The organism is Paenibacillus sp. FSL H8-0280, assembly GCF_045040665.1.
In the GTDB taxonomy this organism is placed as follows: Bacteria; Bacillota; Bacilli; order Paenibacillales; family Paenibacillaceae; genus Paenibacillus; species Paenibacillus xylanexedens_A.
On sequence record NZ_CP150296.1, the window covers coordinates 3,227,218 to 3,252,701 of the forward strand.

Annotated in this window: 26 protein-coding genes; 16 read left to right on the forward strand and 10 right to left on the reverse strand. The window is 43.6% G+C overall.

The genetic code is table 11. The features are described 5' to 3' along the window. Positions 1 to 143 precede the first annotated feature (143 nt). Positions 144 to 2,438, reverse strand: coding sequence for a 5-methyltetrahydropteroyltriglutamate--homocysteine S-methyltransferase (gene metE, locus MHI12_RS14380; protein ID WP_405172765.1), 2,295 nt, complete (start codon positions 2,436 to 2,438; stop codon positions 144 to 146). 267 nt (positions 2,439 to 2,705) lie between these two features. Between metE and MHI12_RS14385 the strand changes: the two genes are divergently transcribed. Then, positions 2,706 to 3,101, forward strand: coding sequence for a DUF3888 domain-containing protein (locus MHI12_RS14385; RefSeq protein WP_405172766.1), 396 nt, complete (start codon positions 2,706 to 2,708; stop codon positions 3,099 to 3,101). A 16-nt stretch (positions 3,102 to 3,117) separates the two neighbouring features. Further along, positions 3,118 to 3,741 carry a hypothetical protein gene (locus tag MHI12_RS14390; RefSeq protein WP_405172767.1) on the forward strand — a complete coding sequence of 208 codons (624 nt, stop codon included), beginning with the start codon at positions 3,118 to 3,120 and terminating at the stop codon, positions 3,739 to 3,741. Between the two features lie 73 nt (positions 3,742 to 3,814). Here the strand turns inward: MHI12_RS14390 and MHI12_RS14395 are convergent, their stop codons facing one another. Further along, positions 3,815 to 4,480: an MBL fold metallo-hydrolase gene (locus MHI12_RS14395; protein WP_405172768.1), complete on the reverse strand. Its 666-nt coding sequence runs from the start codon at positions 4,478 to 4,480 to the stop codon at positions 3,815 to 3,817. A 218-nt stretch (positions 4,481 to 4,698) separates the two neighbouring features. Between MHI12_RS14395 and MHI12_RS14400 the strand changes: the two genes are divergently transcribed. Next, on the forward strand, positions 4,699 to 5,169 hold the full coding sequence (locus MHI12_RS14400) for a GNAT family N-acetyltransferase (RefSeq protein WP_091016394.1): 471 nt from the start codon (positions 4,699 to 4,701) through the stop codon (positions 5,167 to 5,169). A gap of 104 nt (positions 5,170 to 5,273) precedes the next feature. Here the strand turns inward: MHI12_RS14400 and MHI12_RS14405 are convergent, their stop codons facing one another. Then, on the reverse strand, positions 5,274 to 5,642 hold the full coding sequence (locus MHI12_RS14405) for a helix-turn-helix domain-containing protein (RefSeq protein WP_076212005.1): 369 nt from the start codon (positions 5,640 to 5,642) through the stop codon (positions 5,274 to 5,276). A 105-nt stretch (positions 5,643 to 5,747) separates the two neighbouring features. Here MHI12_RS14405 and MHI12_RS14410 point away from each other — a divergent pair, with 105 nt between their 5' ends. Both MHI12_RS14410 and MHI12_RS14415 read left to right on the forward strand, forming a co-directional pair. Beyond that, complete coding sequence (locus MHI12_RS14410; protein WP_405172769.1) at positions 5,748 to 6,605, forward strand: arginase family protein; 858 nt, start codon at positions 5,748 to 5,750, stop codon at positions 6,603 to 6,605. 144 nt (positions 6,606 to 6,749) lie between these two features. Then, positions 6,750 to 7,928 (forward strand): MFS transporter, encoded by a 1,179-nt coding sequence (locus MHI12_RS14415; RefSeq protein WP_405172770.1) that lies wholly within the window; start codon positions 6,750 to 6,752, stop codon positions 7,926 to 7,928. An 85-nt stretch (positions 7,929 to 8,013) separates the two neighbouring features. Here the strand turns inward: MHI12_RS14415 and MHI12_RS14420 are convergent, their stop codons facing one another. Then, positions 8,014 to 8,826, reverse strand: a complete 813-nt coding sequence (locus tag MHI12_RS14420; protein WP_036608062.1) for an undecaprenyl-diphosphate phosphatase — start codon at positions 8,824 to 8,826, stop codon at positions 8,014 to 8,016. 210 nt (positions 8,827 to 9,036) lie between these two features. On the opposite strand from MHI12_RS14420, the gene MHI12_RS14425 reads away from it, so the two are divergent. The 5 genes from MHI12_RS14425 to MHI12_RS14445 all read left to right on the forward strand — a co-directional run bounded on the left by MHI12_RS14425 (position 9,037) and on the right by MHI12_RS14445 (position 12,990). Next, on the forward strand, positions 9,037 to 10,065 hold the full coding sequence (locus MHI12_RS14425; protein ID WP_405172771.1) for an ABC transporter substrate-binding protein: 1,029 nt from the start codon (positions 9,037 to 9,039) through the stop codon (positions 10,063 to 10,065). A gap of 186 nt (positions 10,066 to 10,251) precedes the next feature. Continuing rightward, a complete protein-coding gene (locus MHI12_RS14430; RefSeq protein WP_017688556.1) occupies positions 10,252 to 10,677 on the forward strand; it encodes a MarR family winged helix-turn-helix transcriptional regulator in 426 nt (141 codons plus the stop codon). Between the two features lie 137 nt (positions 10,678 to 10,814). Then, positions 10,815 to 11,459 (forward strand): SDR family oxidoreductase, encoded by a 645-nt coding sequence (locus MHI12_RS14435; RefSeq protein WP_405172772.1) that lies wholly within the window; start codon positions 10,815 to 10,817, stop codon positions 11,457 to 11,459. A gap of 51 nt (positions 11,460 to 11,510) precedes the next feature. Continuing rightward, the gene (locus MHI12_RS14440; RefSeq protein WP_405172773.1) at positions 11,511 to 11,855 is read left to right on the forward strand and encodes a rhodanese-like domain-containing protein; all 345 of its coding nucleotides are present in this window, start codon (positions 11,511 to 11,513) and stop codon (positions 11,853 to 11,855) included. Between the two features lie 112 nt (positions 11,856 to 11,967). After that, positions 11,968 to 12,990, forward strand: a complete 1,023-nt coding sequence (locus tag MHI12_RS14445) for an NADH:flavin oxidoreductase/NADH oxidase (RefSeq protein WP_405172774.1) — start codon at positions 11,968 to 11,970, stop codon at positions 12,988 to 12,990. A 515-nt stretch (positions 12,991 to 13,505) separates the two neighbouring features. On the opposite strand, the gene MHI12_RS14450 is transcribed toward MHI12_RS14445, so the two are convergent. Continuing rightward, a complete protein-coding gene (locus tag MHI12_RS14450) occupies positions 13,506 to 14,429 on the reverse strand; it encodes an AraC family transcriptional regulator N-terminal domain-containing protein (protein WP_405172775.1) in 924 nt (307 codons plus the stop codon). 289 nt (positions 14,430 to 14,718) lie between these two features. Between MHI12_RS14450 and MHI12_RS14455 the strand changes: the two genes are divergently transcribed. Beyond that, entirely contained in the window at positions 14,719 to 15,297 is a 579-nt protein-coding gene (locus MHI12_RS14455) for a TetR/AcrR family transcriptional regulator (protein ID WP_074095018.1), read from the forward strand. 94 nt (positions 15,298 to 15,391) lie between these two features. On the opposite strand, the gene MHI12_RS14460 is transcribed toward MHI12_RS14455, so the two are convergent. Then, positions 15,392 to 15,805 carry a MerR family transcriptional regulator gene (locus MHI12_RS14460; protein WP_017688550.1) on the reverse strand — a complete coding sequence of 138 codons (414 nt, stop codon included), beginning with the start codon at positions 15,803 to 15,805 and terminating at the stop codon, positions 15,392 to 15,394. A 192-nt stretch (positions 15,806 to 15,997) separates the two neighbouring features. Between MHI12_RS14460 and MHI12_RS14465 the strand changes: the two genes are divergently transcribed. The 3 genes from MHI12_RS14465 (at position 15,998) to MHI12_RS14475 (ending at position 18,197) form a co-directional block, all read left to right on the forward strand. Beyond that, positions 15,998 to 17,038 (forward strand): NAD(P)-dependent alcohol dehydrogenase, encoded by a 1,041-nt coding sequence (locus tag MHI12_RS14465; RefSeq protein WP_405172776.1) that lies wholly within the window; start codon positions 15,998 to 16,000, stop codon positions 17,036 to 17,038. 186 nt (positions 17,039 to 17,224) lie between these two features. Beyond that, positions 17,225 to 17,698 (forward strand): HIT family protein, encoded by a 474-nt coding sequence (locus tag MHI12_RS14470; RefSeq protein ID WP_405172777.1) that lies wholly within the window; start codon positions 17,225 to 17,227, stop codon positions 17,696 to 17,698. Positions 17,699 to 17,825: 127 nt separating this feature from the next. Next, positions 17,826 to 18,197, forward strand: coding sequence for an iron chaperone (locus tag MHI12_RS14475; protein ID WP_062834357.1), 372 nt, complete (start codon positions 17,826 to 17,828; stop codon positions 18,195 to 18,197). Positions 18,198 to 18,272: 75 nt separating this feature from the next. Here MHI12_RS14475 and MHI12_RS14480 read toward each other — a convergent pair whose 3' ends face one another. The 3 genes from MHI12_RS14480 to MHI12_RS14490 form a co-directional block, all read right to left on the reverse strand. Next, a complete protein-coding gene (locus MHI12_RS14480) occupies positions 18,273 to 19,253 on the reverse strand; it encodes an aldo/keto reductase (RefSeq protein ID WP_341007391.1) in 981 nt (326 codons plus the stop codon). 231 nt (positions 19,254 to 19,484) lie between these two features. Then, a complete protein-coding gene (locus MHI12_RS14485; RefSeq protein ID WP_405172778.1) occupies positions 19,485 to 20,363 on the reverse strand; it encodes an SDR family oxidoreductase in 879 nt (292 codons plus the stop codon). A gap of 146 nt (positions 20,364 to 20,509) precedes the next feature. Beyond that, positions 20,510 to 20,827, reverse strand: a complete 318-nt coding sequence (locus MHI12_RS14490; protein ID WP_405172779.1) for a winged helix-turn-helix transcriptional regulator — start codon at positions 20,825 to 20,827, stop codon at positions 20,510 to 20,512. 369 nt (positions 20,828 to 21,196) lie between these two features. Here MHI12_RS14490 and helD point away from each other — a divergent pair, with 369 nt between their 5' ends. Beyond that, entirely contained in the window at positions 21,197 to 23,611 is a 2,415-nt protein-coding gene (gene helD, locus MHI12_RS14495) for an RNA polymerase recycling motor HelD (RefSeq protein WP_405172780.1), read from the forward strand. A 219-nt stretch (positions 23,612 to 23,830) separates the two neighbouring features. Beyond that, on the forward strand, positions 23,831 to 24,535 hold the full coding sequence (locus tag MHI12_RS14500) for an SDR family oxidoreductase (RefSeq protein ID WP_405172781.1): 705 nt from the start codon (positions 23,831 to 23,833) through the stop codon (positions 24,533 to 24,535). Between the two features lie 117 nt (positions 24,536 to 24,652). On the opposite strand, the gene MHI12_RS14505 is transcribed toward MHI12_RS14500, so the two are convergent. Beyond that, positions 24,653 to 25,483: a carbohydrate ABC transporter permease gene (locus tag MHI12_RS14505; RefSeq protein ID WP_017688542.1), complete on the reverse strand. Its 831-nt coding sequence runs from the start codon at positions 25,481 to 25,483 to the stop codon at positions 24,653 to 24,655. Position 25,484 lies beyond the last annotated feature (1 nt).

Genomic DNA, 25,484 nt, shown 5'->3' on the forward strand with positions numbered 1-25,484 from the left:
AGTAACGCCAGAGATCGCCATGTTACAAGTGAAATGAATTTACGTTAAAAGTAACTACAATAATAAAAGCATAAAAAGCCGGACACCCATTTAACGAAGGGGTGTCCGGCTTTACTTTTGAAGTTATGCTGCTTCGCAGCCGATTACAATACAGCAGCTGAAGCGTGATTGTTACGAGCGATTCTGGTTGCGTCAACCATGTTACGCAGGGAAGCTACCGTTTCTTCCTGTCCACGGGTTTTTAATCCGCAATCCGGGTTAATCCAGAACAGCTTCGGATCAAGAACACGCAGGGCACGTTCAATCATGCTGCTCATTTCATCCACACTCGGAACTCGTGGGCTATGGATATCATATACGCCAAGACCGATACCGAGCTCATACGTATTTTCTTCAAAACTATGAATCAGTTCACCGTGACTACGGGATGTCTCAATGGAGATAACATCCGCATCCATAGCTTCAATGGAATCAATCATGTCATGGAATTCGCAATAGCACATATGCGTATGAATTTGAGTCGTTTCATGCACCGTGCACGTGGAGATACGGAACGCTTTAACTGCCCAAGCCAGGTAATCAGCTTGTTCATTTTCTTTCAACGGAAGCCCTTCACGGACAGCCGGCTCATCAACCTGGATCATACCAATACCTGCCTGTTCAAGTGCTTCGACTTCCTGTCTCAACGCATACGCCAATTGATAGGCAATCTGCTCACGAGCAATGTCTTCGCGTACGAATGACCAGTTCATGATGGTAATCGGGCCAGTCAGCATGCCTTTGACAGGACGCTCTGTCTGCGATTGGGCATATTTCGTTTCTTCCACTGTCATTTCACCCGTAAATGCAACATCACCGAAGATAATAGGTGGCTTCACGCAACGTGAACCATATGATTGTACCCATCCAAACTGTGTAAAGGCAAAACCGGCAAGTTTCTCGCCAAAGAATTCAACCATGTCGGTACGCTCAAACTCACCATGTACCAATACGTCAATTCCGATCTCTTCCTGAATCTTAATCCAGATATCAATCTGCTCCCGGATGAAGGCAGCATACTGTTCGTTGTTCAACTCACCTTTGCGCCACAACTGACGTGCTTTTCTGACTTCAGCAGATTGTGGGAAACTACCAATCGTTGTTGTCGGGAAGAGTGGTAATTGCCATTTGGCCTGTTGGGCTTCATGACGCTCGGCAAAAGGACGGGAGCGCTCTGGCTGTTGAACACTGATGGAAGCAACGGCTTTCTGTACAGCGGTACGGTTCCGATCTTCGGATTGCTGAAGCGCCAGAAGAGGAAGTTCTGCTTTGTCTATTTTGGCAGTAATCTCTGCACTTGGTGAAGATAAGGCTGTAGTCAAAAGAACAATCTCATCCAGCTTTTCATCTGCAAATGCAAGAGCATTTTTCAGTTCAGATGTAAGTTTTGTCTCACGTTCTGTTGTAACTGGCACATGCAGCAGGCTGCAAGATGATTGCACAATGATACGTTCAGGTGTCACGAACTCAGTCAATTCATTCAGCAAATTCAGTTTTGCTTGAAGGGAAGCTTTCCAGATCCCACGTCCATCAATAATACCTGCACCAAGAACTTTGTCTGCCGGGAAACCGGATGTCCGAATGGATTGTGTGTTACCAGAGAATCCGTGTACAAAATCAAGTCCTACACCTTGAACTGGCAGTGCAACAATATCGTTGTAGTTTTCGACAGATTCAAAGTACGTTTGCAACATAATATTCAGGCCTGGAACGGCTGCGGCAAATGTTTTATATATTTTATTCAGACGCTGTACGTCTTCATCGCTTAATTTGGTTACCAAAATAGGTTCGTCGACCTGTACCCACTGAACGCCTTCGCTTGCAAGTTCCTGAAGCAATTGAGTGTAAAGTGGAAGCAAGCGGTCCAACCAAGCGTCTGTCTCGGATTTATCATAGCCTTTGGAAAGCTTCAGGAAGGTTAACGGTCCAACGATAACCGGTTTTCCTTCAATGCCGAGTTTTTCTTTTGCTTCACGATAAGCGAGAAGTGGTTTGTTCTCCGTCAGAGTTGGGTAAGCCCCGTCCAGTTCAGGTACAATGTAGTGATAGTTCGTGTTGAACCATTTTGTCATTTCGCTTGCTGCAGCATCTTTCGTTCCCCGTGCAATTCCATAATATACGGACAACGGAACGGAACCACCATCATAAGCAAATCGTTTAGGAATAATGCCAAACATCACGGCCGTATCCAGGATATGATCATAATAGCTAAAGTCATTAACCGGAATGATGTCGATGCCTTTTGCTTGTTGCTTGCGCAAATGATCGATACGGATCTCCTGCAAACGTGCGTGAAATTCTGATTCCTCCAGCTTACCTGCCCAGAACGCTTCCAACGCTTTCTTCCATTCCCGATCAGCACCAATACGCGGATATCCCAATACACTACTTTTTGTCATCGTTTAAAACCCCTCTGCTTTTATGTTACACAAAATTTATCACAGATCCGGAGTTATAATGTAATTCCATTAAATTATACCTAGTTATAGCCTAGGGCTATATCCAAAGGTGCACGCTATATAAGTTGAACTAACGAGTATGTACACTTGCCACTCCGATGACAGAATAACCTTCCAACTCAGCTAAGGATAAATAATAGATCATAATCATATTTTGTATGCTTTTGCATTCGCTCGGGATAATAGAAAGTAAAAAGGTGGATGAGTATGGTAATTCAAAAACAAATTTTTCTCTTTATATTTGCAGCAACATTAATGATAAATAGTGTTTCCCTATACACAGATGTTACATATGCAGATCCTGAGAGCGTACAGGAAGAAAACTATAAGCCATTAGCACTTACGATGCTCAACCCATACATTTACCGTGAGATTACCAACTATTATCAGGCAAATCATATGCTGGTCCCTAGCTACGGTCTATATGATATCCATGTATTGGAACTTAAAAGGCGCACACAAGGTGGTTATAACTTTCGAACCGTTCTGGAAGTCAGAACGTTCTACGGTCCACATAACCCGCCATATGGGAAAGAGATCATTACGTTTGAAATAGACCCCGCTAATGTTACAATGGTGAACTATGTTCATACGAATGATTGAAAGGAAGGCGGTACGCATGAATCTGTATCATATCCAGTCCACCGTGCACGGAATCAACAGAGTAACATCATTTCTGGAAGACAATTATATTGGTATTGCTTGGTCAAGTACAGGGGATCTGGAGCAAACGCCCCCGGAACTATGGAAGGAACTGTTGGTTCAACACTATCCCTTGGATGAAGCAGAATTGGCGAGCACACTCGCGACATTACATATGTTTGGTAACCTCATGCAGGATGGAGATTATGTATTAATTAGCGATGATGAATGGACGTATGTTGGGGATATCGGGGATTATTATTACGACGATTCCGCTGGCACAGAAAACGACTTGATCTGTCACCGTCGCGGAGTTACATGGTTGGGTCGTATTCCTCTCGCTGAGCTGAATGACAAAGTGCAGGCACTGCAAAATGATTCAGCCATCCTTGCGAAGTTTGAGTATCCTATATCACAAGCACAGCTGGATCGAGGTCTTGCAGTCAGCATAACAGCCGAAGCAACGAACTCTCTCACAACAGGGGTAGATGAAGCCACAATTCAGACAGCTCTCCAGGTGCTGAGAGAAGCGTTACACAGTGAAGAAGAAGAGTTGCGAATTCGTGCGGCTACAGCCATTTTGCAGTATGCCAAACAATAGGAAGACTATGCTAAGACTAAGAATGGTTTCTGGGTTTAGACCGTAACCATTCGCGGATCAGCAAATTTACTATTTATGACCCTTGAGTAAGTTCTGAGATCTGTTCATTTACATTCCTATGAGTTAGTCCTCCGTGATAACAAACCACAGATGAAATGTCGAGTTCGATATACTTTTTCAAAGAGATTCGAGCCGTTTCGATATCCAGCGTAGTAGGTTCATGAATGCCTCCAAGCATGCCGTCTACACTGTACATTGAATCTCCGGCGATGAGCGTCTTGCTCTCCATCGAATAAAGACTAATATGACCTGGAGTATGACCAGGTGTATGAATAACGCGAATGCCGCCGCAAAACGGCAGTTCCTGACCATCAGTCACCGTTTCATCTATTTTGCCTTTTGGAGGATGCTCAAGGTGACCATCTTTGAGAAGAGGGAGCTGTCCCTCAATATATGGCTTATCCAGCTCATGCGCATATATCTTGACATGTGAGCCACACTCCTGCAAAATCTCGGGAAGACAGCCGATATGGTCAACATCCTGATGCGTCAAAATCACTGCTTTAAGTCGGCTGATCGGCACACCAATCTTTTCGAGTGCAATACACAAATCGTGATATTGTCCAGGGAATCCGGTATCAATTAACACAACCATTTCTTCATCCCATATCAAAACAGGGTGAATTATATTCCCCTCAAAATCAAGCTGAAGCATCGCTATTCCCTTTGAAATTTCCATAATATCAGACCTCCAAGAATTTAAATTCATATACATCATTGCTCGTTATATTTCTTATGTAAACGAATAAAGACGGCAATAAGATACGTTCGGGTATTTATAGGGTGCACTTATAGAAATATTCAATGAATGGGGGAATTGACGCTTGCTGTTGGGAATGATAATTTAGATATATCATTTAAACCAATAAGTCCAATAAGATAAAGGGGGTATGTGGGATGACACATATCGTGCATGCAGCAGCTGAAGATATTCGGAGCGAGGATTCGCTACTATTGATCAAGGAATTGAGTGAAGAACTCGGTTTGTTATATGGCGGTGATGGAACTGCGGGATTTCAACTGTCAGACGTTGAGGTGCCCCGTGCGGCTTTTATCGTTGCCAGGATCGACGGGTATCCGGTTGGTTGCGGAGCACTTAGACCCCTTGATGAAACATCTGTAGAAGTTAAACGCATGTATACACGCAGTGGTTACCGCCGTAAGGGGATTGCCCAGGCTATATTGGCAGAGGCAGAGCGTCTTGCGAACGAACTTGGTTATACCAATCTGAAACTGCAAACAGGTCCCTTGCAACCAGAAGCAGCAGCGCTGTATGAGCGTGTAGGGTATTATCGAATTCCTGTTTTCAGTGGAAATTGGGACAGAGTGTTGGCCTACCAGAAAGATCTGGTACACGAAAAAGTATAATTCTACGAATATAAAAGTACGAAAGTCGCCGATTGGCGACTTTTTGCATTTTAACATACTACATTTACTCCAATTATTTCATCTGAAAATATAGACAAAAGCGTTCAATCCGTTGCGCTATTATTGATCAATAAAGGTTCTTGATGTTGAACACCCCATTCGCATAGTCCTTCCAAAACGGGCAATAACGTTTCAGCTTTCGCTGTCAGACGGTACTCGACTTTAGGAGGGACTTGGGGATACTCTTTCCGTTCGACCATACCATCTGCTTCCAATTCTTTGAGCTGTGAACTCAGCGTTTTATACGTGATAGCGCCGATCTGTCTTTTAAGTTCATTGAAGCGGACAGGCTGGTTATCAGCCAGAAGGTACATAATCACCATTTTCCACTTGCCACCAATGACAGACAACGTATATCCAAAAGGGGTATCTTGAATGTTTTTAACTTTACCGTGGTATTCAGCCATACTCATCATTTACACTATCCTTCCGGGTAGTACCTATCCTAAAAGACCGTACTATTTATTTGTTTGGGCTCAGTTTATACTAACCTTACTTTGAAGTAAAGGGGATTTACGATGACTCAAAAAACAATACGTCTGCTTATGCCACAATGGCAAGGTGGAGATAATCCAAACTACTCTTTTGGAGCGGAGCTGCTTGCATGGCTTGCACCTGACAATGATCAACCTCTCATTCATGTTCCTGTTGAGGCTTATGATGGAACATCTCTGGTAAGCGAGAACGGGATAAAAGGCAGAACACAGCTACTTCAGCAATTGCAGGCTGCCCAGCATATTATTCAAGCTCACCAGCCCGAGCGCATTGTCATGTTTGGCGGTGACTGTTTGGTTGAACAAGCCCCGTTTGCTTATTTAAATGAACGATATGGCGGAGAACTTGGTTTGATATGGATTGATGCACATGGTGATCTGGTTAGATACGAGGGCTATGACAACGGTCATACTTTACCGCTTGGGAACCTTCTTGGGGAAGGCGATCCGGATTTTGCCAAACATGTGAGAGTCCCTTTGAAGCCTGAAAATATCTTCATGGCCGGGTTAACAACCTCCACGGAACAGGAAACCGAAGTGATTCAAAGATTGGGTATCCGAACGGCTGGAACTGAAGAATTAACCCATGGCATGGATTCGATTAAGAAGTGGATTAAAGAAAATGGTATTAAACATCTGGCAATTCACCTTGATCTGGATGTGCTTGATCCCAACATGTTCCGTTCATTGTTATTCGCCAAGCCAGGAGAACCTTATGAGTTTTCACCAGCGGGAACCATGCAAATACCTCACTTGCTTCATCTGATCAAAGAACTGTCTGAAGAAACAGATGTAGTTGGATTAGGAATAACTGAGCATATGCCGTGGGATGCCATTAACTTGAAGAATTTGCTTGGAGAAATACCTATCCTGAACCAGTGATATAGGTTATGAGTCGCCAGAATATATCAGAATACTGATATAAGGAGTCAAAATATAGGAAGATTACAGATAGAAATATCAATATTATTATATGGGTGGTTCAACGAGAATCAGAAATTAAACAAACTGAGGAGAGACACCCAGATGGTCACGTTATTGTTAATCATTATTTATCTCGCATTTATAGGGTTGGGATTACCTGATGCTTTACTTGGCAGTGCCTGGTCCGTTATGAAAAACGATATAAATGCGACAACAGAAATGGCTGGTTACATATCGCTAATCATTTCATTTAGTACAGTAGTGTCCAGTCTGTCCGCCAGCCGATTGTTACACCGGTTCGGAACGGGTAAAGTCACATTATTCAGTATCCTCTCAACAACGATCGCGCTGTTGGGATTCTCATTTTCTGAGAATTTTGTGTTTTTACTGATTCTGGCCATCCCTCTCGGCTTAGGTGCAGGTTCGGTGGATGCGGCACTAAGTAATTATGTTGCATTGCATTTCAAGGCCAAGCATATGAACTGGTTGCATTGTTTCTGGGGAATTGGCGCAGTGACAGGCCCACTCGTTATGGCATATTGGCTGAATCAAGCAAACAACTGGCGTGCAGGATACGTTACTGTGGGGTTGATTTTGCTTGGGATCGTGGTGGTCTTATTATCAACTTTGTCTCTATGGAAGATTTTTGAGAAGGGAAGAGTAGAGGGTTCAGGCGATGAGAAGAAACGCGTAAGCAACCGTGAGGCCATACGTATCCCCGGCGTCAAAATGTCGATGCTTGCGATGCTCTGTTACAATGGTTCCGAAACTGCTGCCGGTCTGTGGATGGCATCTTTCTTCATTGTTAACAAGGGAGTTTCTCCAGGCACTGCCGCAGCACTATCCTCTCTATTTTTCATTGGCATTATCTTGGGACGTGTAATCTCAGGTTTTCTTTCGACTCATGTATCCAGCAAAAATCTCATCCGATATGGTGGAATTGTTGGATGCTTCGGATTGGTTATCCTGGTTATGCCGATTCCTTACTGGATTGCCGCAGGGGCTTTATTTATCGTGGGATTGGGCGGAGCACCGATCTATCCAAGTATCGTTCATGCTACACCGGAACGCTTCGGAGAGAAAGCATCCCCAAGTGTAATTGGACTTGAAATGGCCAGTGCCTATACAGGTTCGACGCTCATCCCGTTAGGTATGGGGCTCATAGCCAGCCAATGGGGAATGTCCATGGTACCCCTGATCCTGCTGATTCTGTTCAGTGTCATGTTCGCGGCTACAGAGCTGGTTAACAGGAGCAACAAGGCTACGCGTCTGACCGTTTAGCTCTTGATATGAGTCATTAAAGCTCTGCCACTATACAACAAAGGAACAACCATCGCTGGTTGTTCCTTTTGGTGTGTGGAGTTTTTTATAAGAAAATCAGCAATAATGTACCTGCGGCAAAACAGTAATACGAAAAGTATTTCAGGTTGCCTTTGGCCATAATGCCCATAAACCATCTCATGGAGAAATAGGTGACGAAGAGCGTCGTGATGAATGCGATCAGATAAGGGATAGCCAGCTGTGATCGATTCGGATCATTGGCAATGTCGGATACCCCCATGATGAGTCCACCAATGCTTATGGGAATGTACAGCATAAAGGAGAACTTCAAAGCTGTTTCCTGTTTCATGCCGACAGCGATGGACGCAATTACAGTTGCCCCTGAGCGGCTAATGCCCGGAATAAGAGCGACCGCCTGAGCCAGACCTACCAACAGTGCATCTTTCGTAGACAGATCACCATCTTGCTTGCGACCACGAAGATTACGAATTAGCCACAAGGCAACCCCGGTGATCAATAGCGCGATGGAAACGGTATATACGGATGAGAAAATTTCTTCAATCCGATCTTTGAACAGGACCGCAACGACAGCAGCAGGGATCGTACCAATAATTATGTATAAGCAAAACATGAAGTCTGCTCGATATTCTTCTTTACGAGTACGCAGGTAACCAAGTGCACCAATAATCAACTTTTTGATATCTTCCCGGAAAATAAAAATAATAGCGATAAGTGATGCTGTGTTAGTTAAAATCTCAAATGACAATCCATTCTGCTTGATGCCCATTAGTTTCTGGGCGATGATCAGATGACCGCTTGAGGAGACGGGGATTGGCTCCGTCGCACCTTGAACAATACCTAAAAACAAATACTTTAACCACAATATAATCTCTTCCATGTTGTCCTCCTTGAATACGTTTCATTGGCTTTTTAATACTCTCTTTTTTAGAAAAAGTGAATGGTTTACTCTATTGATGATAGCTGTTTAACTTGGTGACTTGCAAGTTAGAGTTCATAGAGGGAGTAAAATAAACATTGCTTGTCAAATCCTGCATAGCATGATATCGTTGATAACGATTATCAATATCAACGAAGAGGTGGGTTTATTTTGCGTAAACAGCGAAAACCAATATGGATCATGATGGCACTGATATTGCTGCTTGTACTTAGTGCATGTGGTCAGGCTGCCACGACGAATAGTACAACCGGAGACAACACGAATGCAGCTGATGAGACAGGAACCAAGACGGACTCGGATTCAGCTTCTTCCGCTGATGAAGTGGCAACTGGCGAAGAGGAACTTGTTACATATCAATCGGATGCAGGCGAAGTACAGGTGCCCAAAAATCCAAAACGTATTATTGATTTGACATCATTCTCGACAGGGTACTTTGTTGCCTTGGATGCACCGGTAGTCGGCGCTTTATCGGGTGCGATGAACAACAAGTATATCAAGGACCAACTTGCAGCAGCAGGCACCAGCGATCTGGGTGAAGAGCCTACCCCAGAAAAGTTAATCAGCTTAAAACCTGACCTCTTTATCGTGTACACTGGCACAGAGGGCATCGATAAGCTGGAACAGATTGCACCTGTCGTACAGATTACATTTGGTAAGCGCGATTTCAAAGATTTGATGCTCGAAATGGGTAAGCTCACCAATAGAGAAGACGCAGCGAAAGCTTGGAATGCGAAATGGGAAGCGAAGATCAACGAACTGAAGCCTAAAGTTCAGGAAGCTGTAGGCGATCGCACCGTTTCCATACTGAATCCGTATGCCAAAGGATTATTTGTATTTGGTCATAACTATGGTCGAGGCGGTGAAATTATTTACGGGGAGTTTGATCTCAAGGCACCGGCCAAGGCCCAAGCTGAAGCGATTGACAGCGGAACTGGATGGGCTTCGATCTCCATGGAACTATTACCGGAGTATGCGGGGGATATCATCTTCACCAGCCCGTGGTCGGGAGATACAACCGATCCCAAGATCGTATATGATAATACATTGTGGAAAAACTTGCCTGCGGTGAAGGCAAATCATGTGTTCCAGCTTGATCCGACTTCAGACTCGTACAACGATCCGTTAACGTTGGAAGGTCAGCTGCAATTTATTTCCGATAGCCTGCTTGCCGCGAAGTAAGATTAGACTGCATAAATGGTAATACTGGAGCATTTCCAAATGTCGTTACAAGACGGGGAAATGCTCTTCTTATGAGCTTAGAATGTTATATACGTCGAACTTGGATGGGTTTTGACCAATGTAATTAAGCTTGATACAATAGGATAACAGCTGATGAACATTAAATATCAAGTGGGGTGATCTAGAGTGCAGCAAAAGAGTGAACGTTTGAATGTTTGGTTGGCTTTCTCTAACATTCATACCCATCTGAACGAGAAGCTGGAACAAGCTCTGCTTCAACAATATGACTTATCTTTGAAGGAATTTTATGTGTTAAACTTCATATATAATGCGGAGGGTAAGGAATTACGCCTACAGCAACTTCAAGAACTAGTAGGGTTGAGCCAAAGTGCTACTTCCAGGCTCGTTGTTAGGATGGAAGCCAAAGACTGTGGGGCTCTGGAAAGACATGCATGTGAAGATGACCGACGTGGCATTTACACTCGTATTACGGAGCTTGGAGAGAATAAATACAAGAAAGCACTTCAAACGTTTAATCAGGTCTTGCAAACTGAATTGGAACAGGATGGATTTGAGACTCGATTAGAGAACCTCACTAAAGAATTGTTCTAAGGCTAGGGTGAATATAGGGTAATGTAATCATTTACCCTATAAGAAGACTTGACACTCATTAGTATATCCGTTAAATTAAATGCATGCGCATGAATTTAATATGGGTGCGGTGATTTTGTATAAAGGAGGTATTGAACATGAAGGTATTCGTTGTAGGATCAAATGGACAGATTGGTCAACATCTTATTCATCTTTTGAAGAATAGTGAAGAACACACCGTTCTTGCCATGGTACGAAAACAAGAACAGGTAGATTCATTTGCAGCACAGGGTGTGGAAACGGTGCTTGCCGACTTGGAAGGTACGGTTGACTCACTTGTAGCTGCTGCAACGGGTTGTGATGCCATTGTATTTGCGGCTGGTTCTGGCGGTACAACGGGATATGATAAAACACTCCTGATTGATCTGGATGGTGCCGGGAAAACCATTGAAGCGGCTCAAAGAGCGGGTATTGATCGATTTATCATGGTGAGTGCGATCCAAGCCAATAGTCGTGAGAACTGGCATGATAACATCCTTCCATATTATGCAGCGAAACACTATGCTGATAAATTGTTAGAGATCAGTGGATTAACTTATACCATTATACGTCCAGGGATTCTGATGAATGAACCAGGAACAGGTAAAGTTTCTGCTGCTGATAATATCACATCCGGTAATATTGCTCGTGAAGATGTAGCTCATGTGATTTTGGCCAGTTTGAGTGAGGAGAATACCTACAAGCGTGCATTTGATCTAATCGCTGGTGAGGATACAATATCTGAGGCATTGAGTGGGCTCTGATCCAAAACAAAATTTTCGACGATATCTGATGAGTTAAGAGAGGGCTATACAATGATTATGTTGATGCTTTTGACCTTCATAATAGGTATCTTCATCGTTGTACGTCAATTTTGGCCAGTGCGCAATCTTGAATATATAGATTATCAAGTGTTTCTCAGACAAGAGCGTGATTTTCGGCAGTATAAAGTGATTGATATTCGAGATGCGACGGATTATACGGCTAATCCTACTCCGGATACGATTAACATCTCACTGGGACGCCTTGCTTTCACATGGGAAAAATACCTTCTTCGAGAAGATAACGTAATTATAATGTCACCTGGTATCCTTCAATCCAAAAAGGCTGTCCGTATTCTGCGAAAGCATGGATTTGAATGTCTTTATGTGATGAAGTAAAAGATATATGTGAGTTCTAAATCATACGGAGTTATTAATTGTAGGCATTTATTTGATGCTTGCGCATGCATTTTTATTATTCATGATTCATGAAAAGGGGAGTTTTATTTTGATGACAGATTTGTTTAGTCCATATTCTTTTAAAAGCCTAGAGCTTAAAAACCGTGTCGTAATGGCTCCAATGTGCCAATATTCAGTTGAGCAAAAAGATGGTATTGCAACAGATTGGCATTATATGCACTACGTTAGTCGTGCCGTGGGAGGAACAGGTCTCATTATCATTGAAATGACAGATGTGGAACCGGATGGTCGGATCTCAGATTATGATCTTGGACTGTGGTCGGATGAACAGATCCCAGCTCTGAAGCGGATCGTCGATGCGTGTCACAGTTATGGGGCCAAGGTTGGTATTCAGATTGCTCATGCGGGCCGCAAAGCAGAAGATGCTGAGGTTCCAGTAGCTCCGTCCGCGATCGCCTTTGATGAGAATTCCAAGCAACCTCGAGCACTTACAACGGATGAGGTAAAAGGAATGGTTGAGAAATTCCGGAGTGCAGTAGCGCGTGCTGTAAAAGCTGGTTTTGATGCGATTGAGCTTCATGGCGCACATGGATATCTGATTCATCAGTTCCATTCTCCACTAACAAACAAGCGTGAAGATGAATACGGTCAAGATTTAACGTTATTTGGCCGGGAGATTATTCAGGCTGCTAAGGCAGAAATGCCAAAAGATATGCCCCTGATGATGCGTATTTCAGCTAAGGAATACGTCGAAGGTGGCTATGGCATTACCGAAAGTTCCGAGTTTGCCAAGGCTTATAAAGAGGCAGGCGTTGACATATTTGACATCTCATCTGGTGGCGAGGGACCTATCGCTGCATGGGGCAGACCAGGAACTCACGCGGCTTATCAAGTACCTCTCGCTAAAGCAATCAAAGAGGCTCTTGATGTGCCCGTGATCGCTGTTGGAAGACTCGATGATCCTACGTTGGCGAATGCAGTCATCGGCAATGAAGAAGCCGATCTCGTTGCAGTTGGAAGAGGGCTGTTAAGAAATCCTTACTGGGCCTTGGAAGCAGCATCTGCTTTGCGTAAGGCAACGGACGTTCCAAAACAGTATACGACTGGTTTTTAATGTATTGATAATTTAATGTTGATGATTTAGAGATCTTCATTAATACATGAATAAGAAAGGACTCCTCTGACAAAACAGAAGGAGTCCTTTTTTGGGTTAAACTAGGGTGTGTCTTCAAACTCAGGCATGCAATACGTTGAAGGATGTCAGGGGTCCAACGTCTTGACAATTCGCCAGGCTCGCTGATCCTAGCGAATTGTCAAGACGATTTTCTAAGGAACCGAGTACGTCTTATTTAGCCTTCAAGTCCTCCTTTTATTTTGTAAGGAACCTGAGACACGTTATTAACCAAATTCACCTAACAAACACGCTGTAAACGGCTGGTTATTCCAATATAGCGTGTTTCAGATTCCTTAGATTGCTGCGGGTGCTTCAAATCGCTGAATAAGACGTCAAAGGTTCGTTAGCGCTCCTGCTCCATGCTCTGCTCCAGACACGTTCAGTTACGTTCCGGCTTTCGGCAGGTTTGAAGATACGCTCTAGAGGAGGTAAAGAAACATAATAGCCAGTCTTCATCAATAGAGTGTAGTCGTTTCATCGGCTCTGCCTCGCAGGCGTTTAATGTCTTCTCTGGGCGGGAATCCGAACATGCGAGAATATTCACGACTGAATTGGGAAGGGCTCTCATAACCTACCTGAAATGCTACATCTGCTGCATCGGTGGACTTGGATAATAACAAGCGGCGAGCTTCTTGCAGTCTAAGTTGTTTTTGAAACTGAATTGGGCTCATGGCAGTCACTTCTTTAAAGTGTCTGTGCAGCGAGGCAGTACTCATATTCGCCAAATCCGCCAATTCCTCAACCCGAAAATTTTGCTCAGAGTGATTCATAATATATTCAATAACGTCTCTGATTCGATAGGTATGGCTGCCCTCCATGGTAGCTTGTTCCAGGGCAATCCCATGGGGTCCCTTCAGAACTTTGTAGAGAATCTCCTTTTTGAACAAAGGAGCGAGCAGCGGGATATCTTCTGAGTGATCTTCCAACAAACGGGCTAACCTGACGACTGCATCTAGCAGAGACGGCTCAGCTTGGCTGACAAACATCGCACGTCTCGTTATTTTCTGCGGTCTTGCTGGGAAATCGGAATGGTTCAATACCTCCAGAATTTCACCGGATGTGAATTCAAGCTTCAGGGCCAGATAGGGAGCCTCAGACGAGGCTTGAATCACTTGTCCACTAACCGGCAAGTCAACGGTTGCCACGATATAACTTCCTGGACCATATCGGAAACGATCCTGTCCCAGTAGGACCTCTTTCTCACCCTGTACGATAATGCAGAAGGATGGTTCATTCACTCTAAATATAGGTTCAGTAATAACGGATTCGCGGATTAAAAATAATGAGGGGATAGCCGTAGGGTGCACCCCGTCCTTGTCAGACAAACGGTCAATGAGTGTGGCTAATTCGTTTTGTTGTTCATGTATTTGATCAGACATGCAAAGTTCTCCTTTTTTCCTCACAACATAATAATCACATTCTATCGTATATTGACCGAAGGCGGTAGAAAACGGATAGGAATAGGCAAACATTTGATGTGAATGGATAAGACATTCTGATTGCTGGTTGCATATTCACAAGTACACAGGTCATGATATACAACAAGTACAGAAGATATACACTTACGGTTCAGCTAATACATGATCAGATGAGAATGAAAAGGGCAACTGCATCTTTTATTTACTGATCGTTCCCGATGTGTTAGATTGATTTTGGGAGGGAAGTCGAATGGCTAGAAGTAAAGAGTTTGAAGTGAACGAAGTATTGGATAAAGCAATGAAGATCTTCTGGGAACAAGGTTACGAGAAAACGTCGATGAGTGACCTGGTTGAGCATATGGGAATTCATCGCAGAAGTATATATGATACATTTGACGACAAACATTCGCTGTTTTTGCAGGCAATGGATCGTTACAGAGGTAAGGTCAGCACCACATTACTTGCAGAAATCAAGGCATCCAAGACGGCAGTGGAAGCACTGCATAAAATTTTCGATGTTATGATCAGTGAAGCAGAGGAGACACCATCGGGTTGTTTGATCGTGAACTCGGCTGTGGAGCTAGGCACACGTGATCAGGAAGTGGACAACCGATCTCTTGAATCGTTTAACGAAGCTGAGCGAATGTTCGAGCAGATTATTCAATGGGGGCAGCGGGAGGGAGAATTCTCTTCTGATCATGATGCGAAGGAAATGGCAGAGTACCTGCATAATATTTCTGTCGGCATCAGAGCCATGGCAAGAACCTCGACGGATAAGGAAAAATTAAATCGTATTATCCATGTAACGATGAAACTTTTGGAAAAATGATGAGTAGAGACATACCCAAAAAAGTAGCTTGAAATCCGTTAGAGGACTTCAAGCTACTTTTTTTTGTGCGCTATTTTAGAAAATGCATGAACCATCAGTTGGTGATGGCATTTTCCATTGGTTTAATTTTATGAATCTCTTCGGTTCCCGCCTCCAAAGCTGTTTCGTAGTAAGAGCGTTTGTGCTCGATGACTTCCATGGTTCTTCTTAGTTCCTCCATTTGTGCTTCCACAATAGCTTTTCGCTCCGTAAACATGTCATATCTTTGCTTCAGCGAGGAGTCCCCTTCAGAGCACCATTCAATGAAGTCCTTAATGTCTTTAATAGGCATGCCGGTCAGCTTTAGACATTGGATGATCTTTAGAAAGTCAATGTCGGAGTCTTTGAACAAACGTGTTCCACTCGTGGTACGTTCCACAAAAGGCATGAGTCCTTCCTTGTCGTAGTAACGCAATGTATATACCGTAAGGTCTAATTTTTTGGCAACTTCACCGATTGAATAGGTCATTTAGAATGAATTCCTTTCTAATAGGGGTAGACTTCGAGTTAGCTCTAGGATTGATCCGAGTGAATTCTAACATGTTGGATTACTGGATGTCAAAGTACGTTGGAGATAAAAAAATAAGATAAACATTTGACCTAGAGTTAACTAGAGGGGGTAAGATTATTTTGAACTTTAAATTACTAGGAGGTTATACCATTGATTATAGCTAAAGCCAGAGCCGTTGACGGACCAGACCAACAATTCAGAAGTGCTGAAATTAAACGACGTGATCTGGATACCAATGATGTATTAATCGAGATTAAATATGCCGGTATCTGCCATTCTGACATCCATACTGCCCACGGTGAATGGGGACCTGTGAATTATCCACTCGTTCCTGGACACGAAATTGCCGGGATTGTAACGGATGTAGGAACCGGGGTATCCAAATACAAGGTCGGTGACCGAGTAGGGGTCGGATGTATGGTGGACTCTTGTGGTGAATGTGTTAACTGTCGCAAAGGTGAAGAGCAATACTGTCTCAAAGGAAATATTCAAACTTACGCTGGAGTAGACAAATACGGTGAGCCTACGCAAGGTGGATATTCAACTCATATTGTTGTCGTAGAGGATTTCGTCGTTCGCATCCCTGATAACATTGCACTTGATGCTGCTGCACCTTTGCTGTGTGCCGGTATTACGACGTATTCACCACTTCATCACTGGGGAGCTGGCCCAGGTAAGAAGGTTGCCGTTGTAGGTATGGGTGGTCTAGGTCATATGGCTGTCAAAATTGCACATGCGATGGGTGCCGAAGTAACCGTTCTTTCCCAATCCTTGAGCAAAAAAGAAGATGGACTGCAATTTGGTGCAGATCACTACTTTGCCACAAGCGAGCCGGAAACATTCGAGAAACTTGCAGGCACATTTGATCTGATGATTAACACGGTAAGTGCGAATATTGACATTAACGCTTATTTCTCACTGCTCACACTGGATGGTACACTCGTGAACGTGGGTGCTCCTGCAGAGCCTTTAGCTGTTAACGTATTCTCACTCATCGGTCATCGCCGTTCATTCGCAGGATCTATGATTGGTGGCATTCGTGAGACACAGGAAATGCTTGATTTCTGTGCAGAACATGATATTGCACCTAACATTGAGGTTATCTCCGCTGACCAGATTGACGAAGCTTACAAACGTGTATTGGCTTCCGATGTGAAATATCGCTTTGTTATCGATAACAGCACTATGTAAGTGTGAACTGTGTAATAGTGATAGTTAAAGATAGAAGAAAGCAGCTGCCGTCAAGGTCAGCTGCTTTTTGCTTTTCAGTTTGTTAATTGCTGATCGTTCTATAACCCGCGCTCTTATCGCAACGAACAGAAGATACCTGCGTCTAGTAACTAGTCGGAAAAATATGAAAGGAGTGGGATGAGAAAGATGACAGCATCATTTTCACATCAGCCTGAAGGGTATGAATGTCCATTTTGTCGTATTTGGGGTATTGAGCGACCTGATGAGGGAACAAAACAAAGAGATATCATCTATCAGAATGAAAAGATAACGGCATTTATAGCGGGCAAATGGTGGCCAAACAATAAAGGACATGTTCTTATTGTTCCGAATGAACATTTCGAGAACATCTTTGAACTCCCCGCGGAGTACGCTGTTGAAATTCATCACGCGGCTCAGCTTACAGCATTTGCAATGAAAAGTACATATGGATGTGATGGGATTTCGACTCGGCAACATAATGAGCCTGCTGGTAATCAAGATGTGTGGCATTATCATCTGCATGTTTACCCTAGATACGTGAATGATCAACTGTATCTGACAAACGGTTCTCCGTCCGATCCAGATGAACGCGCTTTCTATGCGGATAAGTTGCGATCTTGGATAAAAGAAAACATTTAAAGTCTAGCAGGCTGCTCATGTTTTGTTGAGTTATCGGCAGATAAGGCTTTTTGAATTTGATATTCATGATAGAATGAGTTTGAATGGGGCAAATTAATAGTATATTTCATGATATAGGGGGAAACCAATGGAGACCTTTGCAGAATTTATAGCACGCATCGATAACCCGGAACACCAGGCACGAACGGAAGAAGTTTTGAACTGGATTACTGAAAAATTCCCGAATTTAAAGCAAAAAATAGCCTGGAATCAACCGATGTTTACCGACCATGAGACATTTATTATTGGTTTTAGTGTATCCAAACAACACTTGGCTGTTGCTCCCGAGAAGGCAGGAATTAATCGTTTTTCGGAAGAGATCACACAGGCGGGTTATGATCACACCAAAGAGTTGGTGCGGATGAAGTGGAAACAGGAGATTGATTTTTCGTTACTTGAGAGAATGATTGAGTTCAATATAGCGGATAAGGCAGAATGTTCAACATTCTGGCGTAAATAAATCGCGATATCAAAAGAAGACCCCCAACTTCCGGATACGGAAAGAGGAGGTCTTCTATATTTTAAGCAAAAGCGATTATTGAGCACCTACTACAGGGTGAGGTACATAGGGTTCTTCAAGGAATGAGACGTCTTCTGAGGTCAACTTAACAGAAAGAGCACCTACCGCATCTTCCAGATGCGATATTTTGGTGGCACCGATAATTGGTGCCGCTACAGTGTCTTTTTGTAGCAACCACGCAAGTGCAATGTGTGTGCGAGGGACACCGTATTTTTCTGCAATGGATGCAACTCGTTCAACAACAAGCCGATCCGCATCACTTGTTGCATTGTACTTGGATTTCTGAATTTTGTCTGTCTCGGATCGAAGTGTTGATACGGACCAATCACGGGTTAACCTGCCTGAAGCGAGAGGACTGTAGGGAGTCACACCAATCTTTTCTTCCTTGCATAAAGGCAACATTTCTCGTTCCTCTTCACGGTAGATGAGATTCAGGTGGTTTTGCATGGAGACAAACTTGGTCCAACCATTTTTCTCTGCTACATGTAATGCTTTTTGGAACTGCCATGCAAACATGGCTGAAGCGCCAATATATCTCACTTTACCGGACTTCACCACATCATGTAAGGCTTCCATGGTTTCTTCAATAGGCGTATTGTAGTCCCAACGATGAATGATATACAGATCCACATAATCCGTTTCCAATCGTTTCAGGCTTTTATCAATCTCACTCAGGATGGCTTTTCTGGAAAGCCCGGAACCGTTGGGTCCTTTATGCATTTGTCCGTGTACTTTGGTAGCAATGACAACCTCATCCCGATTGGCATAATCCTTTAATGCCCGACCAAGGTATTCCTCGCTTGTACCCAGAGAGTATACATTAGCTGTATCGAAGAAATTAATGCCTAGATCCAGTGCTTTTTTGATCACGGGGCGAGAATTTTCTTCATTCAGTACCCATTCATGAACCCATTTACTGGCGTCCCCGAATCCCATACATCCCAGGCAAAATCGAGATACGTCCAAGCCTGTATTACCAAGTTTCGTATATTCCATGTTATGTTCAAATCCTTTCTAATGTTTATTATTACCACCTGTATGGTGATCTATTTACACATTATTATGTCATAACAAATGTAACAACCTGTACCACATTTCTATCAAACTTTTGCCTATTCCTATCATAATCTCTGAATCTGAATCAGTTGAGACTATTAAAGTTCTCATATAAAAAGAACAAGCCACTCGTTTCTCCGGTGGAGATTCAAAGGGCTTGTTCATAAAATATTATTTATTCATTGTTTGATGAATCCAATCGCTTATTTTGGTTAATTTAAGATTGGCTTTAATGTTATCATCCAACTCTTGATACCGTGGAAGAAGATCTGTATGCCCATCAATCCATTGGTACAATCCTTTAAGACCTGCTGCTGTCTCACTTCCCAACAAAGGCTGAATCGCTGCTTCAAAATGATCAAAAGGTAGAGACATGAAGCTGATCTTTTCACCTAATACAGCACTGAATTGTTCCGCTAATTGTGCACCTGTCAGGGCTTCTAATCCGGGTGCTGGGATAATGCTTCCTGCCAATTCCGAATGAGTCAAGGCATAATAGTGGAATTGAGCTGCATCGTTTAAGCTAATCCAGGAGATCGGCTTGTCTGCTGGTACCGGGTAGGCCAAAACGCCATTGTTCAGTATTCCGGGAATCAGGAAGTTTTCCAAGTATACAATGGGTTCCACAATGATATATGGAAGACCGCTTTGCTGCAATTCATGGATAACTTCACGTTTCAATTCAATTCCTTTGGAATGGGTGATAGGGTCAGGAACAAAGGTACCCGTGTTAACTACAATCAATTTAACGTTTGCCTGTATAGCAGCATCAATTGCATTTTTGGTATATTGTCTGATCTTATCCGGATTGAACTCCACCGGCAGGTTTAGGAATACTTTACTTACACCTTCATGTGCGGTATGGAGCTGTTCCACATCTGATAGATCCCCGATGAAAGCTTCAATGTTTTGTTCCTTCAGTGTTTTGGCTGTTGCCTCATTTCGAGTAATCGTGCGAACCTCACAACCGTGTTGAACGAGTAATTGAGCGACAGCGCCGCCTTGGGAGCCCGATGCCCCATATACTAAAAATCGATCATTCTGTGTCATAGTGGTCAATAACTTCCTTTCAATATGTGATTGGAATGAATGAGTTAACACTCAGCAATGACCTCAGCATAACGAATTTAGAATAGGAGCGTAAGTACGCACATTAATGATATAGAGTATCCCTTAGGATACTATGGGAAGGCGTTTTAAATATGTTTCGATCCCCAATCACCTAGCTGAAACAAGATCGAAGTCAGGCTTTGTCCTTTTTCTGTAAGGGAATATTCGACTTTAGGCGGAACTACAGGGTGGGTAACACGGTTTATCAAACCAGCTTCTTCAAGTTCTCGTAATTGCCTGGTTAACGTGCGATGCGTAATGGGGTCCAGCATTTTCTGTAATTCATTGAATCGAATTGTTGAATGGCGGATGAGCCGATTTATAATTAATAGTTTCCATTTCCCACCAATCATATTGACTGCAAACTCAACAGGACAACGGTCCTCCACAGGTTCTATATTCATATTTATGTATCCCTCCCAAAAGCATCAACTCATGTATCATGTTTCGTTCATTTTATCGAATTTATAAAGGGGTGTATAGCTTACAGCGCATTCAGGGTATGAACCATGCCCAGAACACAAAAAAAGATGCCTCCAGTGTAGCTCGAGAGACACCTAATATAATATAAATTATTGTTCAACTCAGACAGAACAGAAAAAAAGCATTGAACGTGAAAAAAAGCCATGATATAATCTATAGCGCAATTGACATTTCTATTGTATATAAAGGATGAATCATTATTTCTCCTAATTTAATTTTACATCCGACATTCCGATTTGTCAATGCTCTTTTTTTGGTCCTAATAAATGGAAAAGGGAGTGGACTTATTCATGGATAAAACTGTGGAATGGAAGTTGGAAGAGGAAAGACTAGTGCAGGTGAGGAACAAACTTCAGGCACGACTCGACGAGCTGGAACCGAAGGTTGCCGGATTGTATGAACAGGCTGCCGAAATTCGTAAACGCTTCTGGGAAGGAGTGACGATTAACACGGGTTCGTACACCGATTTTGAAGATGCATTCTATACCATTAATCAGCAGTCCAGAGTGTTGGCCGAGAGGGAGCGCGGGCACAAGCTGTTAACACAACAATGGAAAAATACAAAGAGACTGCTTCCAACGCCGTACTTTGGCCGTTTCGACTATAAGGAAAAAGGCATGACTTTTACTGAACAGATCTACATTGGCGTATCATCTTTCATGGATGAAGATGGATTGAACTTTCTAATCTATGACTGGAGAACACCAATTGCGAGTTTATACTATGATCACTCTCCCGGGCCAGCAAGTTATGACACACCTTCAGGAGGAATCGACGGAAAGATGGAGCTCAAGCGTCAATTCCAGATTCAACATGGGCAGCTTCATAGCATGTTTGATTCAACTGAGACGATTGGTGACGAATTGTTGCAGCAAGTGCTCGCCAAGGGTGCAGACTCACAAATGAAGAGCATTGTAGCAACGATCCAGAAGGAACAAAACGCCATTATTCGTGATGACCGAAGCCGAATGCTTATCGTTCAAGGGGCAGCTGGCAGTGGCAAGACGTCCGCTGCGTTACAGCGAGTGGCCTACTTACTATACAAACACCGCCAGACCGTCAAAGCAGATCAGATTGTACTTTTCTCCCCGAATCCGATGTTTACCAGTTATACTTCCACTGTGCTCCCGGAACTTGGCGAAGAAAATATGCAGCAGACGACTTTCCAGGAATATCTGAATTATTGGCTGGATTCCTCCTTACGACCAGAGGATGCCTTTGATCAGATTGAATATGTGCTGACAGCCCAAGAAGATCCGGGATATGAAGCTCGTCTGGAGGCAATTAAGTACAAAGCTTCCGAGACATTTCTGCAAGTGCTCCAAAACTACGGTAAGTGGCTGGGGCGGGAAGGCATGCGGTTCAACGGCATTCAATTTCGGGGACGTGAATTCATCACTTCAGATCGAATCAAGACCCAATTTTACAGTTTGGATCAAACTCTTACCTTGTCCAACCGCATACTTCTTTTGCAGGAATGGCTGCTGAGAGAACTTGTTTCGCTGGAACGTCTGGAACGGGAAGCAGACTGGGTTCTGGAGGAGTTGAATTATCTGGACACAGAAGAGTACGTGGAAGCTTTCCGCATGTTGCACAAAGAAAAGCCTGTGTTTGATGTGGCGGAAAAATACGCAGCACGAGATAACGGGAATAACAGTGCAGTGCAAGATGAGGGTGCCTTTAACTTTGCAGTGCAGGAAGAGGAGTTGCTTCGTCAGAAACTGGTGAAAGACATGTTTAAACCTTTAAGAAAGAGTGTGCGGAGATTCCAGTTCGTGGATGTGAAAGGGATATACGAACAACTATTTGTAGATACAGCCGCTTATCGAGAACAAACGAATGGGGTAATACCCCCACAGCACTGGCCTGAGATTTGTAAACAGACCAAGGCCATGATCCTTCAGAACAAGCTGTTCCATGAGGATGCTACTCCATATTTATATGTAAAAGAGATGATCGAAGGCGTCCGGACGAACACAGAGATTCGTTATGTCTTTGTCGATGAAGGCCAGGATTATTCGGCGTTTCAATATGAATATCTTAAAAAGCTGTTTCCTCGTGCCCGCATGACGGTGCTGGGGGATTTCGGGCAAGCGATCTTTATGCAGGCTACGGATTTGGCAGCATCCAACTCGCCACTGGTTCACCTTTACGGAGAAGGCGAAACTACATTGATACGCCTTGTACGCAGTTATCGTTCAACCAAAGAGATTGTTGAATTCACGAGACAGATGTTACCAGGGGGAGAAGAGATAAGACCGTTTGAAAGGGGAGATCAGAAGCCTCTTTTAACAAAATTGAAGGACAAAAATCTGCGTGGTACACAGATTCTCGCAGACATCGCCGCGCTTAAGGCGGAGGGGTTTGATTCCATCGCTGTGATTACGAAAACCGCGGCTGAAAGTCGTGATGCCTATGAAAGGTTGCAAAGTCAAGGCGGCGAAGGGATACAACTCATAACAAAGGATACACAGATTTTTGAAAAAGGAATCATGGTTATTCCTGTGTATCTCGCCAAAGGCGTTGAGTTCGATGCTGTCCTGATCTATGATGCTTCACCCGTCGCTTACAGCCAGGAATATGATCGCAAGCTTCTGTATACGGCATGCACACGGGCCATGCACCGACTTCATCTATATACAGTGAGTGACTGGTCACCATTTGTGCAGGCGTTACCTGCGAATCTGTATGACATCAAATCATAATCCATATGTAAATCCGTTCTCAATGAAGGACCAAAGAAAGATGCTCAGAGCCTTTTTTAAAAGGTTATCGGGCATCTTCTTTTTATAAAGACATGAATTATAAAAGTTATTCTTTACTGATCGTTCCCGATGTGATAGATTGTTATTGGGAGTTATGAGAATGATCATTCCCATAACAGCTCGGATGAATAAATTCTCAATGAGAGGGAGTAATAATAAATGAATATTTCCAAACAAGTTGCTATTGTAAGTGGGGCTAATCGAGGGTTGGGCAAGGAACTTGCTCTTGAACTGCTGGCGAGGGGAACCAAAGTGTATGCTGGCGCACGAAACCCTGAATCCATTGATCTGCCGGGGGCTATTCCACTGCAACTCGATATTACGGATCCACAATCTGTCATGGCTGCAGCTGAGGTAGCTAGTGATGTAACCCTTCTAATCAATAATGCTGGTTCCGCTACGGGTGCTTCTCTGCTCACGGGTGATCTGAGCGATATTCACTTGGAATTCAATACACATGTATTCGGTACGCTTTCAATGATTCGTGCGTTTGCACCGGTGATAGAGAAGAATGGGGGCGGTTCGATACTGAATATCCTGTCTGTTCTATCTTGGCTTAGCCTTGGTAACTCAGGTGCATATTCAGCTGCAAAATCCGCTCAGTGGGGGATTACGAATGCATTACGTGTGGAATTAGCCCCTAAGAACGTTAGCGTTGCCGGATTGCACGTAGCGTTCATGGATACGGATATGACGGCAGGTATCGACGCACCAAAAACGAGCCCAACGGATATTGCCAAAATTGCAATAGATTCCATCGAAGCGGATCTCTACGAGATTATTGCTGATGATACCAGTCGGAATGTACAACAGGGTCTTGCTGGTGGTATTGCTGCCCTTTACCCGCAATTGTTTCAAAAATAGAGAGGCGTAGATGCATTTTCTCGTTATAAATAAAACAACCCCCACCAGATATGGTGGGGGTTGAGTACGTCATGAATACTCCAATTCTATGCCTTGAGAACCGCGAGAATATGAGGTTTAGCCTTTAACTGCACCGGCAGTAAGGCCGCTGACGATATATTTTTGCCCGAATAGATACAGGATGAATACAGGCAGTGAAGTAAGCACAAGATTGGCGAAGATCAGGTTCCAGTCCCGGCTATATTTGCCGTAGAAATTGTAGATCGACAGTGGCATCGTCCAGGTGGAACTGTCTGTCAGGAAGTATACCGGAATCGTGATGTCATTCCAGACGGACATGAACACCATGATCGCTACCGTTGCGTTAACGGGCAGGATGAGCGGTGTGACGATGCGGAAGAATACGCCGAACACACTTGCTCCTTCCAAAAATGCCACTTCGTCCAGCGCTCGTGGAATGGTTTTGATGAATCCACTATACAAGAATACACTGAAGGCCGTGTTCAATGCGGCATAGATCAGGATGACACTTGTAATGCTGCCGTAGAATCCCAATCCCTGTACAACCCGTATGGTCGTAATAATCGACATTGGTGCAATCAATCCCATGAAGAAATACATGTAGATCGTGCCGGATAGTTTGGTTTCCCGACGTGCCAGAATGAATGCCGCTGCCGAAGAGGCAACGATATTAATGATGGACGATACACCAGTAATCAAAATGCTGTTGAAGAACGCTCGCGACAGTCCGCCTTCCTGGAAGACACGAACATAGTTCGAGAACTGCCATGTTTCCGGAAAACTCAGGGAGAAGCTGAGCACTTCGGCGCTGGTTTTGAATGAACCAAAGATCAGAATGACAAGCGGCAACAGAACGATAAGAGAGGCCAGAATCAGGAAACCTTCCACGATATAGTTGCGGATGGCGAGTTTGCGTGTATAGCCCATG

Excerpts from the sequence above, each read along its gene's own strand:
- MHI12_RS14445 (WP_405172774.1), top strand. The coding sequence starts at position 11,968 with ATGACAGATTTGTTTAGTCCATATTCTTTTAAAAGCCTAGAGCTTAAA.
- MHI12_RS14440 (WP_405172773.1), top strand. The coding sequence starts at position 11,511 with ATGATTATGTTGATGCTTTTGACCTTCATAATAGGTATCTTCATCGTT.
- MHI12_RS14500 (WP_405172781.1), top strand. The coding sequence starts at position 23,831 with ATGAATATTTCCAAACAAGTTGCTATTGTAAGTGGGGCTAATCGAGGG.
- MHI12_RS14490 (WP_405172779.1), bottom strand. The coding sequence starts at position 20,827 with ATGAATATAGAACCTGTGGAGGACCGTTGTCCTGTTGAGTTTGCAGTC.
- metE (WP_405172765.1), bottom strand. The coding sequence starts at position 2,438 with ATGACAAAAAGTAGTGTATTGGGATATCCGCGTATTGGTGCTGATCGG.
- MHI12_RS14420 (WP_036608062.1), bottom strand. The coding sequence starts at position 8,826 with ATGGAAGAGATTATATTGTGGTTAAAGTATTTGTTTTTAGGTATTGTT.
- helD (WP_405172780.1), top strand. The coding sequence starts at position 21,197 with ATGGATAAAACTGTGGAATGGAAGTTGGAAGAGGAAAGACTAGTGCAG.
- MHI12_RS14475 (WP_062834357.1), top strand. The coding sequence starts at position 17,826 with ATGGAGACCTTTGCAGAATTTATAGCACGCATCGATAACCCGGAACAC.
- MHI12_RS14480 (WP_341007391.1), bottom strand. The coding sequence starts at position 19,253 with ATGGAATATACGAAACTTGGTAATACAGGCTTGGACGTATCTCGATTT.
- MHI12_RS14390 (WP_405172767.1), top strand. The coding sequence starts at position 3,118 with ATGAATCTGTATCATATCCAGTCCACCGTGCACGGAATCAACAGAGTA.
- MHI12_RS14470 (WP_405172777.1), top strand. The coding sequence starts at position 17,225 with ATGACAGCATCATTTTCACATCAGCCTGAAGGGTATGAATGTCCATTT.
- MHI12_RS14405 (WP_076212005.1), bottom strand. The coding sequence starts at position 5,642 with ATGAGTATGGCTGAATACCACGGTAAAGTTAAAAACATTCAAGATACC.
- MHI12_RS14415 (WP_405172770.1), top strand. The coding sequence starts at position 6,750 with ATGGTCACGTTATTGTTAATCATTATTTATCTCGCATTTATAGGGTTG.
- MHI12_RS14385 (WP_405172766.1), top strand. The coding sequence starts at position 2,706 with ATGGTAATTCAAAAACAAATTTTTCTCTTTATATTTGCAGCAACATTA.
- MHI12_RS14455 (WP_074095018.1), top strand. The coding sequence starts at position 14,719 with ATGGCTAGAAGTAAAGAGTTTGAAGTGAACGAAGTATTGGATAAAGCA.
- MHI12_RS14485 (WP_405172778.1), bottom strand. The coding sequence starts at position 20,363 with ATGACACAGAATGATCGATTTTTAGTATATGGGGCATCGGGCTCCCAA.
- MHI12_RS14450 (WP_405172775.1), bottom strand. The coding sequence starts at position 14,429 with ATGTCTGATCAAATACATGAACAACAAAACGAATTAGCCACACTCATT.
- MHI12_RS14505 (WP_017688542.1), bottom strand. The coding sequence starts at position 25,483 with ATGGGCTATACACGCAAACTCGCCATCCGCAACTATATCGTGGAAGGT.
- MHI12_RS14400 (WP_091016394.1), top strand. The coding sequence starts at position 4,699 with ATGACACATATCGTGCATGCAGCAGCTGAAGATATTCGGAGCGAGGAT.
- MHI12_RS14460 (WP_017688550.1), bottom strand. The coding sequence starts at position 15,805 with ATGACCTATTCAATCGGTGAAGTTGCCAAAAAATTAGACCTTACGGTA.
- MHI12_RS14410 (WP_405172769.1), top strand. The coding sequence starts at position 5,748 with ATGACTCAAAAAACAATACGTCTGCTTATGCCACAATGGCAAGGTGGA.
- MHI12_RS14395 (WP_405172768.1), bottom strand. The coding sequence starts at position 4,480 with ATGGAAATTTCAAAGGGAATAGCGATGCTTCAGCTTGATTTTGAGGGG.
- MHI12_RS14435 (WP_405172772.1), top strand. The coding sequence starts at position 10,815 with ATGAAGGTATTCGTTGTAGGATCAAATGGACAGATTGGTCAACATCTT.